The sequence below is a fragment of the Mycobacterium sp. E3298 genome (genome assembly GCF_001666895.1).
GTDB lineage: Bacteria > Actinomycetota > Actinomycetes > Mycobacteriales > Mycobacteriaceae > Mycobacterium.
On sequence record NZ_LZJB01000379.1, the window covers coordinates 1 to 18,421 of the forward strand.

Below are 18,421 nucleotides of genomic sequence, written 5' to 3' on the forward strand. Positions count from 1 at the left end.
CCGGACTAGCGCTGCGCGGGGTGCTGCATGCCGCCGCGGTGGTCGAGGACGCCGTGCTCGCCAACATCACCGACGAGCTGATCGACAAGGACTGGGCGCCAAAGGTCAACGGCGTGTGGAATTTACATCACGCGACAACGGGACAGCCGCTGGACTGGTTCTGCTGCTTCTCGTCGGTGGCCGCGCTCTTCGGCTCCGCTGGCCAGGGCGCCTACGCCGCGGCCTCCAGCTGGCTGGACGCGTTCACCCATTGGCGCCGCGGCCAGGGCCTGCCCGCCACCACGATCGCGTGGGGGGCGTGGGGCGAGATCGGCCGCGCGACCTTCCTGGCGGCCGGGGGCCGCACCACCATGATTGCCCCGGACGAGGGCGCGCGCGCGTTCGAGACGCTGCTCCGGTACGACCGCGGCTACACCGGTTACGTCCCGACGACGGGCGCGCCGTGGCTGGCCGCGCTGGTGGCGCGCAGCCCCTTCGCCGAGGCCTTCCAGGCCGCAGGGGAACAGCACGGCGGCGAGGGCGCCACGCTGCGCGCAGAATTGCGGGCGCTGCCGCCCGACGAATGGCCGGCCCGGCTGCGGCGCCTGATCACCGAGCAGACGGGGCTGATCCTGCGGCGCGCGATCGATCCCGACCGCGCGTTCGCCGATCACGGCCTGGACTCGCTGGGCAACCTCGAGCTGCGGACCCGCATCGAGGCCGAGACGGGGATACGGATCACCCCCAAGGTCGTGGCGACCTACAACTCCGCGCGTTCGCTGAGCCTGCACCTGACCGAGACGCTGGTGGCCGAAGGGGAGGGCGCCGTCGCGGCATCGTGACGGCGCCGGTTCACTCCATGACCCAGCTGTCCTCGTCGACCAGCGAGCACAGCCGCGAATGGATTGCCTCCAAAGTCTTTTCGCGCCCGGGCAGGTGTGCGTGGTGTTCGATGAACAGCCGGTTGGCGAAGGTTCCGACGCTGTAGAGGTCGACGGGCGCGCGGGTGGGGAAGTAGAGCTCGCTCTGAAAGTCCTCGAGCTCGATCTCTTCGGGAACCCGCAGCGGGGGGATGGTGCCGGTGTCGGTGCACAGCACCACCGGAGGGAGCCCGGCCGGGGTGCCCTGATACTGCAGGTTGAAATGCATCGCCGATTGCTGGATCACGCCGTCCGACAGGTCGGTCCGGAAGGACTCGACGATCCCGCGAGCCAGATCGACCAGATCGGTGTCGGCCCTGATCTCGGCGAGATAGGTGGCCACGCCCAGCGGCAGCGTGCTGCCGGTGAGACTCACCGGGGGTGACAGCAGGTAACGCAGGTCGACCGGATAGATGTAGGGAATCGGAATGTGCGGGGTGCCGCGCATTTCCCACTCGGCCAGCAGAATCGCCGCCGCCACGACGGAGTTGAGGCTGAGCTGATTGGCCAGCCCGAACTCCACCAGCTCCGCCGTCTCCTCTTCGGTGAACTGGATCCGCGCGATCGGAATGGGTTGGATCGCATCCGGATCCGGCATCGCCGGCGGCCTCTCCTGCGCCGGCAGGTCGTAGGCGAACATCGCCTTGAACAGCTTCTCCAGCCCGGAGCGCTGCTGCTTTGTCACGCCACGCTGTTCGAGCAACAGCTCCAGCGATTCTGGCGCGGGCTGCGGTGTGATCGGGGGCGGTGCGCCGGTGGTCACGACATCGGTGTAGAGGGAGAACAGCTCCTCGAGCAGACCGAACGCATGATGGGCGTCCGCGAGGCTGTGATGGGTGTACAGGGTCAGTTCGGTGCGCTCGCCGCTGCGCTTCAACCGGAGATTGAGCAAGGTTTGCGTCTGGTCGAGCCGCATGCCGGCCGATGCCGGATCGGCGTCACCCTCGATCACCCAGATGCCCGGGTGCATCAGGTCTTCCGCGACGATCTGGTAGCGGCCGTCGTCGCCCTGTTCCAGCCGGCCGGTGAACACCGGATGGGACTCGAGCAGCGCGTCGAAGGCGTCGGCCATCGCGTCGAGGTCGACGGGACCGATGATGAAAGCGGTGAATGCAAAATAGGTTTCGTTGACCGCGAAGACCTCTTCGCTGCGCGTCAGCCTTCGGATCACGGATCCGGGAAACATTGTCCCACTACCCCCTTGTCAGCTCGTGCTGGCCCGTCGATAGCCGACCAGCGTCGGCACGATGCACACGGCGGTGATGCCGCCCGCCCACAACAGCGTGGCGATCATCGGCCACCGCACCGGGCCGCCCAGCGACAGGCCACGCATGGCTTCGATCGCGTAGCTCATCGGCTGGTGGGCGACCACCGGCTGTATCCACTTCGGGAATTGGTCCACCGGCAGGAAGCCGGTCGAGAAGACGACGGCCAGAACGTGCAGGAGAGTGACCGTCTCGAGCAGAAAGTTGTTCGCGGTGTACAACGCCGCCATCGTGATCAGGGTCGCGAACGCCAGCCCGAATATCAGCGGGACGACGAACCAGGTCAGGCTGGCGAGGAAACCCTGCCGGAAGCGGAAACCCAGCAGCATTCCGACGCCCAGCACGACCAGCGTGGTGATCATGATCCGAATCATTTCGGCGGCGATGCGCGAGAGCACACCGGACGCGCGGTGCACCGGCACCACCCATAGCCGGCGCAGCAGCCCGTCGGAGCGTTCCCCGATGAGGCCGATCGCCCCGATCGCCGCGCCGTTGATCGTGGCGGCGAGCGCGTTCAGCGGAACCGTGCCGTACAGCGCGCTGTGACCGGTGACCTGCGAAATGACGTTGCCCAGAATGATGTTCAGCGTCAGCAGGAATAGGACGGGCAACACCAGCGCCTCGATCACCGCCGTCAGGTCGCGCGCCCAGCGCAGCAGGATCCGCCGCGTCTGGACCCACGTCTGGGTCGCCAGCGCCCGCGGCGAGTCCTCGTGGTGACGGCGCCGTTCGACGACCGGATCGGTGGCTTCGTGGACCAGGGTCATCGCGCCCGCCTGGCCAGAACGATCGCCGATGCCGGTATCAGCAGCGCCGTCAACCCGGACAACCACGCCAGCGTCGGCGCCAGCACCGGCCACGTCACCGACCCTCCGTACGGGGCGGCGTCCCCGGCCAGGGCGCGCAGGGCGATCACGAACTGGGACACCGGCTGGTTGCGGACGATCGGCTGGATCCAGTGCGGAAACTGCTGCGCCGGTTGGACTCCGGTGGACAGCAGTCCGAAGATCAGCGGCGGCAGGATGAGCAGCGGTGTCATGGCCTCCGGGTTGCGCGTCCCGGTGCCCACCAGGTCCGCCGCGAAGGACAGCATCGACCCGATCGCCACCACCAACAGGCAGAAGGCGACGACGTAGATCGCCGACCGGTGGAACCGGAATCCGATCACGTAGCCACAGACCACCGCCACCGCCACCGAAACCGTGCACCGGTACACCGCGGCCGAGACGCGGGCTCCCACCGGGGCGAACGGGGCCATCGGCATGGACCGGAACCGGCGGTTGATGCCCTGCACCGAATCGGTCGCGGCCCGAAACGCCGTCGACATCGCGGCGAAGGTGATCGCCTGCAGCGCGATCAGCGGCATCACGTATTGCGCGTAGCTGCTGGACAGTCCCTTGGTCGCGGTGCCCATGATCTGATGCAGCGGGATGTAAAAGCCGGCGGTGAAAACGACCGACGACGCGACGGTCACGAGCAGCTCTCCGTTGCGCAGCGTCGGTGCGATGAAGCGGACGGTGAGGACCCACCACTGCGTCAGCGTGGACAGGTGCCGCTCGGTGGTCGCGGTGGCGGTCACCCGACGGCCCGGGTAGCGACGGGGGTGCGCGCGGCGGGGGATTCGTCTGTCAGCGCGAGGAATACGTCGTCGAGCGAAGGTCGCCGCAGAGCCACGTCAGCCACCTCGATGTTGGCGGCGGCCAATCGCCCGACGGCCTCGACGAGCGTGTTGGCGCCGTCCGGGGCGGGGATCGCGATTCGATCCGAATCGGGCGTCAGGGTGGCCCTGATCTTCTCCGGCAGCAACGGGCCGAGCACGTCGGCGATCACCCGCAGATCCGCGAGGCGCCGCGGCACGATTTCGCAATAGCTGCCGCCGGTGCGCTCCTTGAGCTCGTCGGCCGTCCCCTCGGCGATAACCCGTCCGTGGTCGATGACGACGATCCGGTCGGCCAGCGCGTCCGCCTCCTCGAGATACTGCGTCGTCAACAGCGTGGCGACGCCCATGTCCTTGAACTTGCCGACCAGGTCCCAAATGCTCTGCCTGCTACGCGGATCCAGGCCGGTGGTGGGCTCGTCGAGGAACACCACCTGGGGCCGGACCACCAGGCCACAGGCGATGTCGATCCGGCGGCGCATGCCGCCGGAGTAGGTCTTCACCCGGCGGTCGGCGGCGTATGCCAGATCGAATTCGTCGATGAGTTGCTTGGCGCGGGCGCGGGCCGCCGACTTGCTCAAGCCGAACAGCCGACCGAACATCACCAGATTCTCGCCGCCGGTGAGCATGTCGTCGATCGCGACTTGCTGCCCGGTGAGCATGATGGCCTGGCGGACACCGGCCGGTTCCCGGACGACGTCGTAGCCGGCGACCACGGCGCGGCCGCTGTCCGGCCGGCTCAGGGTCGACAGGATGTCGACGAGCGTCGTCTTGCCCGCGCCGTTCGGGCCGAGCAGACCGAGCACCTCGCCCCGGCCGACTTCGAAGCTGACCTCGTGCAAGGCCACGAAATCGCCGAAGGTCTTGCGGACCTTGTCGACGACGACCGCCTTGTCCGTCGCTCTGCGTGCGTGATTCACCGGCCCCCCCTCAGCTCGCATCCAGGGCCGACAAGTCCACCAACGCCAACTCCACCTGCTGCGAGCCGAGGTCGCCGTCGCCGGAAGCGGCGGACATGGCGTCCCCGATCAGCTCCCGCAGCGCCAATGGGAAGCGCCGCGCCAGCGCTTCGGCGCGCGCGCCCTGCACCCGGCGGGTGTCGTACCACCAGTCGAGGTGCAGCACGCCGGAGTGGCGGTACACCCGAAGCTCGATGGCATGGCCCAGGCCCGGGATCGTGTCGCGCACCGGCATGGCCGCGTCCGAGTCGAATTGCACCGGCGCGCCGATGGGCGGCAATTCGGGGATCATGCCGACGTACCGGAAGTGGACGTCGGCGGGCGGCACGGCCGAGAGTGCGCGTGCGGTGGGCGCGTAGAGGTGCCGCAGCAGCCCGTATCCGATCCCATGGTGCGGAACGGATTTGAGGGTGTCGCGCACGTCGGTCAGCAGTTCGCTCGCGCCGGTGTCGTCGCTCGTCGCGCAGCGAAGCGGCACCGGATAGATCGTGGTGAACCGGCCGACGGTCCTGCGCAGGTCCACGTCCGGCCGCAACACCGAACGGCCCGCCCCCTCCAGGTCGACGGCGAGGACGCCGGTGCCGATCGTCTCGGCGATGGTCCTGCCGAGCGCCGCGAGCAGGATCTCGTCGATCGACCAGCCGAGCGCGCGCCGCAAATCGTCGACCTCGGAGGTCTGCTCGACGGTGAGCGCCGACGGCACCTTGGCCAGGTCGTCGCCCAGGGGCCGGTCGGTGACTTCCGGGTCCGCCGGCCGCAGCGTCGCGCGGCCCGAGCTCTCCAGCCAGAAGTCGCTCGTATCGAGGACCGCGGGGTGGGTGGCGAGGCCGGCGACGCGCAGCGACCAGTCCCGCCACGAGGTGGTGGTCGGCGGCAGCGAGAAGTCCTCTCCCGCCAGCCGTTGCGTGAATGCGGTGAAGATGTCGGCGACCAGGATCTCGCGGGAGGCGGTGTCGGCGACGGCCTCGTGCAGCGACAACGTCAGGTAGCGCGCGTCGCCGGGGCCAGAGAGGAGGCTGGCGGTCAACGGCGCGGCGAGGTCGTCCTGTGCCGTGAGCTCGGCCACGACGTCGAGCACCGCCGCCCGCTGCGTGTCGGCATCGGTGCCGGGCAGCGTCCGCGACGACAGATGATCGAATTCGGCTGCTTCCGTGACGCACTGGACCCAGGTCCCGGCGTGCTCGACGAGCTGTAGCCGCAACGCGTCGTGGTGGTTGGTCACGGCGGTCAGCACCGCCCGGATGTCGTCGAGGCTGACCGTCGGATCGAGGCGCAGGATCAACGGCACGCGCCAGCGCCCCGCCCGCCGCACGCCGCTCTCGAGGAACTGCGCGACGTTCGGAGGAACGGCCGGACGGGACGCGGCGTCGGGCGCTTTCGCCAGCGAGCCCGCCGCGTATTTGGCGTCGACGTGGGCCGCCAGGGTGGCCAATGTCGGGTTGCCGTAGAGATCCTGGGGCGTGACATCCAGCCCGGCGTTGCCGGCGTTGGTCGCGATGCCGATCGAGATCAGGGAGTCGCCGCCGAGGTCGAAGAAGTTGTCGTTGCGGCCGATCGAGTTCAGGCCCAGGCATTGCATCCAGATCTGCCGCAGCGTCGCCTCGGTGTGCGATTGATGCCCGTTCGTGGACGGATCGGCGCTGTTGGCGGCAGCGCCCGGGGCTTCGGGAGTCTCGGTGGACCGGTCGAGCCAGGCGAGGGGTTTCGCGTCGACCCAATGCCGTTCGCGGGCAAAGGCGTAACCGGGCAGGGAGACCAGCCTGGGCGTCGGCCCGGTCAGCGGTTCCCAATCGACGGGCACACCGGCCGCCCACAGTTGGCCGAGCCCGAGCAGGAAGGTGTCCCGGTCGTCGACGTTCTGAATCGGATGTCGCATCAGGCGAACCGCGCGGTGGCCACTCGACCACTTCGGATGCCGCATCGCCGAGCCCGTCAGGCTGCCGCCGGGACCGACCTCGACGAGCACGCGGCCCGGATCGCTCAAGAGCACGTCGAGCTCGTCGGCGAACCGGATCGTGGAACTGATCTGGCGGGCCCAGCTGGCCGGGTCGGTGATCTGCTCGTCCGACATCCAGGTCCCGGTGAGGTTGCTGAGCAGCGGCGTGTCGGGGCGGCGCAGCTCGACGCCGGACAGGAACTGCTGAAATTCAGCCGCCATCGAATCCATTGCGCTGGAATGGAATGCGTGTGTCGCCCGCACGCGCCGGGCGGTGATGCCCGCCTCGCGGAGCCGCTGGGTGAACGCGCGGATCTCGTCGCCTGCCCCGGCGACGACGCAGTTGCCGGGATCGTTGACCGCGGAAAGCTCGACGCCCGGGGTGAGGTAGGGAGCGATGTCGTCGGGGCCCAGCGCGACGGCGACCATCGAACCGGGCGGGGACTCGTGCATCAGGCGGGCGCGCAAGGCCACCAGCGTGATCGCCGTCTCGAGGCCGAACACCCCGGCCAGCGTGGCCGCGATGTACTCACCCGTGCTGTAACCGATGTACGCCCCGGCACGCAGCCCGTAGTGTTCGGCCAACCGCGCCAGCGCGTATTCCACCGTGAACAGGGCGGGCTGGGAGCGGTCGATGCGCTCCAGGTCGGTTGCGGCGTCACCGAATATCAACGCCTTCAGGTCGATGCCCATCTCATCGCCGAATCCCGCGACGCAGGCGTCGAAGTGTTCGGCGAACGCGGGCTCCGTGTCGTAGAGGCCCCTGGCCATGCCGACGTGCTGGGCGCCCTGCCCCGGGAACATGAACACCACCCGCCCCGCGGGGTTTTCGCCGCCGGCGAGGGATTCGCCGACGAAGACGTTGTCGTGTTCGGCGGCCCGCAGCACGGTGGCTGCATGATCGCGGTCGTGCACCACGGCCGCCATGGTGAGGCGGTGCTTGCGGCGTCCGGCGAGGGTGTGGGCGACGTCGGCCGGCTCGGGACCGTCCGGGCCGGCCAACGCGTCGGCCAGTGCGGCGCGCGACTGCTCAAGCGCCGCCGTGGTTTGCGCCGACAGCAGCAGCACCTGGGGACCGGGTGGCGCGGCGCGGTCCGGAACGTGGGGCGCCTCCTCGACCACGACGTGGACGTTGGTGCCGCCCACCCCGAACGAACTGACGCCGGCCCGCCGCGCACCTTCGGAATCCCACGCCCCGTAGGTGCTGCGCACCGTGAACGGGGTCTCGTCGAGGTGCAGCTCTGGGTTCGGGCTGGTGAAGTGCAGCGTCCCGGGGATCGCCTTGTTCTTCAGGCACAGAATGGTTTTGATCAGGCCCACCACGCCGGCCGCCACCTCCAGGTGGCCGATGTTCGACTTGACCGACCCGAGCACGCAGGGGCCGGGCCGGGGCGCCTGCGACACGGCGAACGCGGAGCGCAGACCCTGGACCTCGATGGGATCGCCGAGCGGCGTGCCGGTCCCGTGTGTCTCGACATAGCTCACGGTCGACGCGTCGACGCCGGCCACCGCGTGGGCTTCCGCGATCACGTCGGCCTGGGCGGCCGGATTCGGTGCCGCGTAGCCCATTTTCATCGATCCGTCGTTGTTGATCGCCGATCCGCGGATGACGGCGTGAATGCGGTCACCGGCGTCGAGGGCGGCCTGCAGGGGCTTGAGGGCCACGATGGCCACGCCGCTGCCGAAGACGGTGCCGTCGGCCCGCACGTCGAAGGGTCGGCAATGGCCGACCGCGGACACCATGGAGCCCGGCGAATTCCAGTACCCCACATGGTGGGGGACCGACAGCGACACCCCACCCGCGAGGGCCAGGTCGCATTCCCCGCTGAGCAGGCTCTGGCACGCGAGATGGACCGCGACCAACGAGGACGAGCACGCGGTCTGGACCGTGATGCTCGGGCCGCGCAGATCGAACTGATGGGACACCCGGGTGGCGAGAAAGTCCTTGTCGTTCTGCAGGAACAGGTTGAACTGCTCGAAGTTCAGACCCGTCCCCATGAAGGCGTCCTGGGCGCGATGTGACGAAAGATTGTGCAGGAGATAGCCACTGGGCGAGCTGGTCCCGTACACGCCGATCGAACCGTCGAACCGGGCGGGGTCGCAGCCGGCGTCCTCGAACGCGTGCCACGCGCACTGCAGGAACAACCGGTGCTGCGGGTCCAGCATCCGGGCGAGCTGGGGCGGAAAGCCGAAGAATTCGGCGTCGAATTCGTCGACCCCGTCGACGATCGGTGCGCGCCGCACATACGCCGGGTTCGCCAGCACGTCGTCGCCGACCCCGGCGGCTTTGAGCTCCTGCTCGGACAGCGTGGTGATGGACTCCTTGCCGTGGCGCAGGTTGTCCCAGAACGCCGACACGTCGTTGGCGCCGGGGAATCGTCCGGCCATGCCGACCACCGCGATCACGTTGGGCGGCAACTCCGTCGAGGTCGTGCTCATGCTTGGTGTCCTCGCTTCCGCCGCAGTGCGGCTTGTTGGCGCGCGGCCGCGCGCTGCTGCGCCCGGTCGCGAACCGCGTCTTCCTGCTCGAGTGCCTGTGCATCGCCGGCCAGGCCGAGCTGGCGGACCAGGTCGGCCGTGAGGTCGTGCAGCGACGCCCCTTGCAACAGGAGTGCCACCGGCGGCTCGACCCCGAAGTCCGCGCGTGCCGAATTCCGGATGCGCACCGCCATCAGGGAATCCATCCCGAGCTCGATGAGGGGAACATTCGGATCGACGGCCGATCGATCCGCGTAACCCATGACCGCGGCGATGCGTGCCCGCAGCCGATCGGTCATCAGCGCTTGCGCCGCACCGGATTCCAGCCCGTCCAGCGCCTCGGGGCCCGCCCAGTCGCCGCCGTCGCCCGCGGCCTCCAGTTCGGCGACCACGTTGGTGAAGTAGCCGAGTTCGCGGATTTCGGGGAAGGCGATGAGCGCCCGGTCGGGCCGCAGCCGGCCGACGCCGGTGTGGCATCTGCCGCTGGCCAGCAGCGGCTCCATCGCCGCGGCGCCCTCGGCGGGAGTGATGGGATCGAGCGCGCCGCCGGCGAGCGTGCGGGCGAGCCCGACCTCTGCCCACGGGCCCCAGTTGATCACCGCGGCGGGCAGGCCCGCCGCCCGCCGCCAGTCGACCAGGGCGTCCAGCCAGGCACTCGCGCACGCGTACGAGGCCTGCCCCGGGCCGCCCAGCATCGAGGCGGTGGACGAAAACCCGAGCCACCAGTCCAAGTCGCAACTGGCGCTGGCCTGATGCAGTCGCAGCGCCCCGGTGACCTTGGGCGCCCACACCCGTTCGACGCTCTCCCTGGTCATCGAGAACACCAGGCTGTCGTCGAGCACGGCGGCCGCGTGCAGGACGCCGCGCAGGTTAGATTCGCCGGCGGCGGTCACCAGTTTCTGGGCGACGCCTTCGGTCGCGATGTCGCCGGTCACCACGACGATCTCGGCGGTGCGCTCCAGTTCGGCCAGGACCGCGCGCTGCTGCTCCGACGGTTCGCTGCGCCCGTTGAGGACGAGTCGCGCGGCGCCGCTGTCCACCAGCCATCGCGCCATGACGAGGCCGAGGCCACCGAGTCCACCGGTGACGATGTAGGACGCTCCCCGCCGGACGACGTCCCCTGTGGTGCGTTCGCCGATGGCCGCCCGGGTGAGGCGTTCCGTGTAACGCTGCCCGCCGCGCCACGCGACCACGTCGTCGACCTGCCCCGAAACCGCCTCGGACAGTTCGGCGTTGAGCGCTATCGCGGGATCGCCGTCGAGGTCGACCAGCGTGCTCCGCAGCTCGGGGTGCTCGTAGGCCAGCACCCGCACCAGTCCCTTGAGCGCGCCGACCCCGGGCTGGCCTGCCTCCTCGTGCACCGCCAGGCCGCCCTGGGTGACCAGCCAGAGCCGCGGCGATCGACCGTGCCAGCCGCCGACGATCGCGCGGATGACGGTCGAGACCGCCCAGACCGTTTCCCGCGCCCGGCTTATGCCGTCGTCGCCGACGCCAGGGTTGGGGGCCACGAACACGACCACGCCGACGGGTGGGCGCTCGGGATCGCCGGCCGCGTCGGCGAATGCGGACAGGATGGCGGACTCGTCGTACAGGTCGGCGGTGACCACCCGGCGCGCCGGTGAGCGCCAGCCCGTGGCGAACGCCGCCGCACCCTCGCGGGTTTCGGCGGCGGCGAGCACCAGCCAGCTGCCGGGGGCGTCGGAGCCGGCGGCCGCGATCGGCCGGGACACCCAGGTGGTGTCGAATACCTTCTGCGACAGGGGAAGTGGCACGCTGCGCCGCTCGACGCGGCGCAGGTAGATGTCGTTGATCTCCGCGGTGACCGTTCCGGCGTCGTCGGTCAACACGATTCTGCCCAGCTTGCCCACGCCGCCCTCGTCGAGGTTGGTCAGCTGGACCCGGCAGCGGGCGCGCCGGCCGGGGTCGCCCGAGACCCGGATGGCGTCGAAGGACACCGGCAGGTAACTGGCTTCGGCGGACCCGGCGAGTTCGTCGTCCGGCATCGCGGCGGCCAGGCTCTGCAGCGCGGCGTCCAGCATGACGGGGTGCAGCCGGAACGCGGGATGCCGCGGCGCCTCGTCCGGGAGGATGATTTCCGATTCGACGAACCCGCCGGGCATCCGGTGGATGGTGGCGAGCGCAGCGAAGGCGGGGCCGTGGTACTGGCCGGCGTGGCGCAGCACGCCGTACAGGTCGGCCGGTTTGATCTCGGTGTCGCCGTGCCCGGGGGGCGCGGGCCGGTCGGGGCGGGCGTCCGACGTCCGCAGCTCGGCCCTGGCGGTGGCGTGTCTGACCCAGCCGCCGGACGACCGCGAGTAGATCTCGATGCGGGTCTTGTCGTCTGCTCCGCGGGTCAGCTGGGTGGTCAGCTGGGTGTGGTCGCCGAGGGTGAGCATCTGCTCGACCTCGAGCTGGTTGATCGAGATGCCCGCAACCGGCACGCCCAGCGCTTCACTGGCAGCGGCCAAGGCGATTTCGGCGAACGCCGCGCCGGGCATGACGGCCTGACCGAACACCTTGTGGTCGGCGAGCCAGGGGGAGACCGCGGTGCCGGTGTCGGCCCGCCACACGTGGTCGCGGCTGGACGGAACCTCGATGTGCGCGCCCAGCAGTGGGTGGGCTGCGACCGACTCCGACATCGCGGACCGGTCGGCGACCCAGAATTGGGTGTGCCGCCAGGGCGTCACCGGGATGTCGGCCAGACGGCCGTGGTCGGCGCCGGGCGGGGTTTGCGCGACGGCGGCCAGCTGGGTGTGGAAGCTGGTGGTGTCGTCGGTGTCGCGGTGCAGCGTGCCGATGACGTGGCGGGCTTCGGCCCCCAGCGTGTCGGCGATGGCGTGGGTGAGCAGCGGGTGGGGGCTGATCTCGACGAAGGTGTGCCGGTCGGCGCCGGCCCGGCTGACGGCCTGGTGGAAGCGCACCGGGTTGCGCAGGTTGGCGGCCCAGTAATCGGCGTCGGGCAGCGGCGTGGGCCCTTCCGTGGTCGTGCTGAGCATTGGGATGGCCGGCGCCTTGGGTTCCAAATCGGAAAGCGCAGAACGTAGTTCGGGCAGGATCGGGTCGACGATCGGGTGGTGCGAGGCGACGTCGACCTCGATCCGCCGCGCGAGCAGGTTTCGGGCGACGACGGCCGCGATGACCGCGTCCACCTGTTCGGGCGGCCCGGCGATGACCGATTGGTGCGGTGAGGCGTGCACGGCGAGCGTCACCTGGGGGTAGTCGGTGATCAGTTCTCCGGTCGCCTCGGCGTCGAGTTCGAGCAGCGCCATCGCGCCCTGGCCCGACAACCGGGCCATCAGCGCCGACCGGGTGGCGATCACCCGCAGCCCTTCGGCCGGCGTGAGCGCGCCGGACACCACGGCGGCCGAGACCTCGCCCATCGAGTGCCCGATCACCGCGTCGGGCTCGATCCCGTAGTCGCGCCACAGCGCGGTGAGCGCGAGCTGAATGGCCACCAGCACGGGCTGAATGTTCTGGATGCCGACCACCGGCTGACCGTCGGCCAGGGTCCGCTGCAGCGAAAACCCGGTCTGGGCAACGAAGTCGGGTTCGAGTTCGGCGATCGCGGCCGCGAAGGCGGGCTCGTCGGCCAGCAGGCGGCGGCCCATGCCGGCCCACTGCGCGCCCTGGCCGGAGTAGACGAAGACCGTGCCGGTGCGCCGGGCGGCCTCGACGGGAGCGAGCACGCCCGGCGCCGGCGCGCCGGCGGCCAGGTCGCGCAGCCCGGCCACCGCGGCGGCGGTGTCGCGGGCGACGACGGCTCCGCGCCAGTTGTGCTGGGCGCGATGATGACTCAACGTGTGCGCGACATCGGCCAGCGGCGTCGCCGCGCCGGGACCGCCCAGCCAGTCGGCCAGCGTCGCGGCCATCGACGCCAGCCGCTGCGGCGTCTTCCCCGTCACCACCAGGGTGGACAACGCGGGCGCGGGATGCGGCTGCGCCGGTGCTTGATCGGGCGCCTGCTCGATCACCACATGCGCGTTGGTTCCGCTCAGGCCGAACGACGACACCGCCGCCCGGCGCGGGCCCGCCGTGGGCCACGGCGTGCGCCCGGTCGGCACGAACAGCCGCGTTGAGGAGGCGTCGATCGCCGGGTTCCACCGGGTGAAGTGCAGGTTGGGCGGGATGAGCCCCCGGTTCACCGCCAGGATCGCCTTGATGAATCCGGTGACGCCCGCGGCCGCCTCCAGGTGCCCGAGGTTGGTCTTGACCGATCCCAGCGCGCAGCCGCCCTCGCCGCGTCCGTAGGTGGCCGCCAGCGCCTCGAACTCGATGGGGTCACCCAGTATCGTTCCGGTTCCGTGGGTTTCGACGTAGTTGACGCTGTCCGGCGTGGCGTCGGCCTGCCGCAGCGCGGTGGTGATCACGTCGCGCTGGGCCGCCGCATTGGGCGCCGTCATGCCGTTGGACCGGCCGTCGGAGTTGATGGCCGACCCGCGCACCACGGCGAGCACACGATCGCCGTCGCGGGTGGCGTCGGACAGCCGCTTGAGCACCACCACCCCGCAGCCCTCGCTGCGCACGAACCCGTCGGCCAGGGCGTCGAAGGTCTTGCAGCGGCCCGTCGGTGACAAAGCGGACCATTTTGACAGCGCGATGCTGGTGAACGGCGACAGGGAGAGGTGCACCCCGCCCGCGAGGGCGACGTCGCTCTCGCGCAGCCGCAGGCTTTGGCAGGCCAGGTGGATCGCCACCAACGACGACGAACACGCCGTGTCGACGGCGACCGCCGGGCCGCGCAGCCCCAACAGGTAGGAGATGCGGCCCACCGCCGCGCTGTGCGGGTTCCCGGTGCTCATGTATGCGTCGATCTCGGCGCGCCGCTCGAGGTTGAGGATCGTGTAGTCCCATGCCGAGATGCCCATCAGCGCGGCGGTTCGGCTGCCGCTCAACGAATCCGGGGGCAGGCCGGCGTGTTCGAGCGCTTCCCAGGCTACCTCGAGGAGCATGCGCTGCTGGGGGTCCATCGCGACCGCTTCGCGGGGGGTGATGCCGAAGAAGTCGGCGTCGAATCCGGAGACGTCGTCGACGAAGCCGCCCCATTTCGTCGTCATCCGGCCCGGCGCCTGGGGGTCGGGGTCGTAGAACTCGTCGGCGTCCCACCGGTCCGCCGGTACCTCGCCGACGGCGTCGCGGCCGTCGACTAGGAGTTGCCAGAAGCTCTCCGGCCCGGCGACGGCGCCGGGCAACCGGCAACCGATGCCCACCACCGCCACCGGTTCGGCGATGTCGGTCGGGAACGCCGTTCCCGCGCGGACAAGCTCACGTGCCAGGACCTCGCGCGCCTTCGGTGACATCTGCGCTGCGCGTTCGGCAATGCTCGTCATTACTCACTGCCCCCCGTTGCGGTTTCCAACTCGCTTGCCGCCACCAGATCGGACAGCAATTCCATCTCCTCGTCCGACAGGGCGGTGTCCCCGTCGGACGGTTCGTCGCCGTCGGTGAGCGGCGCGTAACCCAGCCGCTCACACAGCGCGCCGGCAAGGTCGGTGATCGTCGGGTACGCCCACACAAGGGCGGCCGGCAGCGTTGTGCCCAGGCTGGATTCGAGCCGGTTGCGCAGTTCGAGGGCCATCAGCGAGTCGAGGCCGAGCGACTGCATGGGGCGGCCCGGGTCGATCGGCTCGGTCGAGCGCAGCACTGCCCGGATCTCGTTGGCGATCGCGGTGGCGAGGCGGGCGGGGCGCTCGGCGGCGTCCAAGGCGTCCAGTTCGGTGCGGATGGCGCCGCCGCCGCGCCGCTCGCCCGTCGCGTCTTGCAGGTTGGCGAACAACGACGACCCGGCCGCGGCGGGGAAGGATTGGAACCACTGCCGGGCGTCGAGACTGAACACGCCGGTGCGGACCCGGTCGGCCGACAACGCCAGCTGCATGGCCTCGAGCCCCTGCTCGACCGTGATCATCGCGACGCCGAGGTCGGCGAAGAATTGGGCGCGGCCCACCTCCGACCATGGGCCCCAGTTGATTCCGACCGCGGGCAGTCCGGCCGCGCGCCGGTGGGCGACCAGGCCGTCGACCCACGAGTTGGCGGCGGCGTAGGAGCCCTGGCCCGGCGCGCCCAGCAGCGAGGCCACCGACGAGAACGCCAGCCACCAGTCGAGGTCCAGGTGGGCGGTGGCCTGATGCAGCAACCAGCCGCCCGCGACCTTCGGGGTGAATACGCGCCGGGCGGCCGACTCCGACATGTTCAACACGATCTCGTCGTCGAGGACCATGGCGCTGTGCAGGACCCCGGCCGGCCGGAAGCCGGCGTCCTCGACCGCGCGCACCAGCCGCTCGGCCGTGCCCGGCTCGGCGATGTCGCCGGTAACCACCTCGATGCGGCCGCCCGCGGCGTTGAGCTCCGTGATGGTGGCGGCCACCTCGCCGGTGGGGCCCGAACGTCCGTTCAGCACAACCAGTCCCGCGCCGCGCTCGACCAGCCAGCGCGCGACGACGAAGCCGAGGCCACCCATGCCGCCGACGATGATGTAGCCGCCGTCCGGGCTGACCAGGGGTTGCGGTGGCGGTGCGGCGATCGCGGCGAGGCGGCCGCCGGCCGGGATCGAGACGACGATCTTGCCGGTGTGCCGCCCGGAGGCCATCAGCGCGAAGGCGTCGCCGGCGTCCTGCAGGCCGAACTCGGTGACCGGGAGCACCTGCAGGCGGCCCTCCGCCACATGCCGCAGGATGTCCGCGAGCATGCGACGGTAGCGTGCCGGTTGCAGTTTGAGGTTCAGGTCCAGGTCGACCACGGCGAACGACGCGCTCTTCGCCAGGGCCGCCAGCCCCAGCCCGGCGTCGGCGTGCACGTCCTTCTTGCCCAGCTCGATGAACCGGCCGCCCGGGGCGAGCAGCTTGACACCGCGGTGAATCGCTTCGCCCGAAAGGGAATTGAGGATGACGTCCACCCCGTAGCCGTCGGTGAGGTCGCGGATCTCGTCGGCGAAATCGACGCTGCGGGAATCGCCGGCGTACTCGACCCCAAGGCTCCGCAGCATTTCGCGTTTGGCGTCCGAGCCGGCCGTCGTGTAGATCCGGGCGCCGAGCATCCGGGCGATCGAAACGGCGGCCAGTCCTACGCCGCCGGTGGCGGAGTGGATGAGCACGCGTTCGCCGGGGGCCAGCCGCCCGACCTCGCACAGGGAATGCCAGGCGGTCAGGTAGGCGATGCCGAACGCGGCCGCCTCGCCGTCGGGCAGCGCGTCGGGGACGGGCGCGACGAGGTCGGCCAGGGTGGTCACGTGGGAAGCGAAAGTGCCGGGGCCGAAAGCGATCACGCGCTGGCCGATTTCGACGGAGTCGACGTCGGGGCCGACGGCGGTGACCAGGCCGACGCACTCGCCACCGACGACGGGCGGCGCCCCGTCGAGCCCGGGGTAGACGCCCATCGCCTTGAGCACGTCGCTGAAGTTGAGGCCCGCGGCGACGACGCGGACTTCCACCTGGCCGCACCCGGGTGGAATCCGCTTAACGGCGTGGAGGTTCAGGGCGTCCAGCCGTCCGGGTTGATCGGTCTGCAGCCGGACAGCTTCCCCGCGGTCCAGGTCCACGACGGTGCGGCGCGGCTGGGGGGCGAGGTCACCGGTCGCCGTGGTGGGCGCGGGCACCACCCGGTTGACGTATCGGTGCGAGTCGCGCAGCGCGATCTCGTCGTGGTCGGACCCGGCGAGCAGCTCCGCGGCCAGGTCGGCGACCGAGGCGATGCCGTCGGCGTCGGTGTCGATCAGGGTCGGCTTGAGTTCCGGGTGCTCGAAGGTCAGCACCCTGGTGATGCCGCGAAGTTGCGTCTGCGCCAATGTGACCCGATCGGCGGGACCGAGCTGTTGGGCGCCGCGGGTGACGATGTACAGCCGCGGGCTGTTCCGGGCGCCCATCCTGGTCACCGTCTTCGCGATGCCGGCGACCAGCAGCGTGCGCGCCTGCGCCAGGGCGAGTTGGGCGCGGTCCGCGAGCGACTCGTCGACGGCCCGTGCCGGACAGACCACGGCGATGGCATCCCACGGGGTTCGGGTGATCGCCGCGCGCAGCCCCGCAGGGTCGGCCGGGGAAACCATGTCGACCTCGGCCGCACCGTCGCTCAGCGCCGACCGCAGCGCGGGGAGCAGCGGGTCTGCGTCGTCCTCGTCTCCGATCAGCAGGACGCCGGCGAGCGTGCCGGCCGGTTTGTCCAGTGGGGTGAGCTCCCACTCCAGCGCGAACAGCCGGTTCCCGAGTTCCGTTGTGCCCCGGCCCGATCGAAGCACCGCCATCTCCACCTCGTCGACGACGAGCAGCGGTCGTCCGTCCCGATCCGTCAGGACGACGTGGCCCACCAGCCGGTCGGGGTCGCCGGTGGTGGTCAGCGAGCCGAACGAGCGCACGCCGTCTGCCACGTTGCCGTAGACGTGGACACCCGCGAAACGCGCTGGCAACACGATGATTTCGCGGGCGTTCTGCCCGCCGGCCAGGTCGATCGCGGCCCGGGTGGCCCCGAGCGCCTGGACGGCGATGTCCATCATGACCGGATGCAACACGACGTTGCGCGATCCGGTCCTGGCCGACGCGGGCAGGCGCACGTCCGCGCGGGCCGCTCCCGACGGGGTGACGGTGAGGCCCACGATCCCGCGGAAGGCCGGGCCGTGCTGTTGTCCGGCGCCGCGCAGCCGCTCATACAGCTCGTCGGGGTCGAGCTCCGTCACGCCGGGTTCGTCGGCCGGCAGCGACGGCAGCGCGCGTTCGGTTTCGCGGGTGAGGGTGGCGGTGGCGTGTTTGACCCATCCCGAAGCGGCGTTGTGCGTGCGCATTTCGACGCGACAGGTCTGCTCGTCGCCGGCGAGCGTCGTCACCAGCGCGGTGCCGTCGCCCACGTGCAGCAGGTGGTCCAGGCTGAGGTCGCGGATCATCCAGGGTTCGTGCTCGGGGCCGCCGAAGGCGTCCGTCGCCGCGGCCAGCGCGATGTCGGCGTAGGCCGAACCCGGCAGGACGCAGAGATCGTCGATGACGTGATCACCGAGCCACAGCAGGTCGGGGCCGAGCTCGCATTCCCAGATCCGGGTGCCGGTAGTGGGGTCGGTCACGCCGGCCCCGAGCAGCGGGTGGGTGTTCGGGGCGTGGTGGCCGGCGGTGGTGGGGGAGATCCAGTGCCGGGTGTGCTGCCACGGCGTTTTCGGTAGCGGGGGGTGCGGTCCCGGGGGATGCGCTGGTGGCCCGCAACGTCCGCGCCGAGCTCAGCGGCGGCCGGCTGCGGACCTACCGGGCGCCGACGCG

Annotated in this window: 7 protein-coding genes and 1 pseudogene; 1 reads left to right on the forward strand and 7 read right to left on the reverse strand. The window is 70.6% G+C overall.

What is annotated here, in order from left to right; translation table 11 throughout:
• Window positions 1-821 (forward strand): KR domain-containing protein (locus tag A9X05_RS17615; protein ID WP_156736804.1); only part of this gene is annotated, 821 nt, incomplete at its 5' end.
• A 10-nt stretch (window positions 822-831) separates the two neighbouring features.
• On the opposite strand, the gene A9X05_RS17620 is transcribed toward A9X05_RS17615, so the two are convergent.
• The 7 genes and pseudogenes from A9X05_RS17620 to A9X05_RS17650 form a co-directional block, all read right to left on the reverse strand.
• Window positions 832-2,085 carry an acyltransferase gene (locus tag A9X05_RS17620; RefSeq protein ID WP_067749893.1) on the reverse strand — a complete coding sequence of 418 codons (1,254 nt, stop codon included), beginning with the start codon at window positions 2,083-2,085 and terminating at the stop codon, window positions 832-834.
• An 18-nt stretch (window positions 2,086-2,103) separates the two neighbouring features.
• Window positions 2,104-2,931, reverse strand: coding sequence for an ABC transporter permease (locus A9X05_RS17625; RefSeq protein ID WP_067749895.1), 828 nt, complete (start codon window positions 2,929-2,931; stop codon window positions 2,104-2,106).
• The gene (locus A9X05_RS17630; protein ID WP_067749897.1) at window positions 2,928-3,743 is read right to left on the reverse strand and encodes an ABC transporter permease; all 816 of its coding nucleotides are present in this window, start codon (window positions 3,741-3,743) and stop codon (window positions 2,928-2,930) included. The genes A9X05_RS17625 and A9X05_RS17630 overlap by 4 nt, the downstream gene beginning before the upstream one ends.
• Window positions 3,740-4,741: a daunorubicin/doxorubicin resistance ABC transporter ATP-binding protein DrrA gene (locus A9X05_RS17635; RefSeq protein ID WP_067890706.1), complete on the reverse strand. Its 1,002-nt coding sequence runs from the start codon at window positions 4,739-4,741 to the stop codon at window positions 3,740-3,742. Before A9X05_RS17635 ends, A9X05_RS17630 begins: the two co-directional genes overlap by 4 nt.
• A gap of 10 nt (window positions 4,742-4,751) precedes the next feature.
• Entirely contained in the window at window positions 4,752-9,155 is a 4,404-nt protein-coding gene (locus A9X05_RS17640; RefSeq protein ID WP_067783068.1) for a type I polyketide synthase, read from the reverse strand.
• A complete protein-coding gene (locus tag A9X05_RS17645) occupies window positions 9,152-14,521 on the reverse strand; it encodes a type I polyketide synthase (RefSeq protein WP_067783071.1) in 5,370 nt (1,789 codons plus the stop codon). Before A9X05_RS17645 ends, A9X05_RS17640 begins: the two co-directional genes overlap by 4 nt.
• Window positions 14,521-18,351 (reverse strand): annotated as a pseudogene (locus tag A9X05_RS17650) (SDR family NAD(P)-dependent oxidoreductase); the annotation flags it as partial. The gene A9X05_RS17645 and the pseudogene A9X05_RS17650, both read right to left, overlap by 1 nt.
• Window positions 18,352-18,421 lie beyond the last annotated feature (70 nt).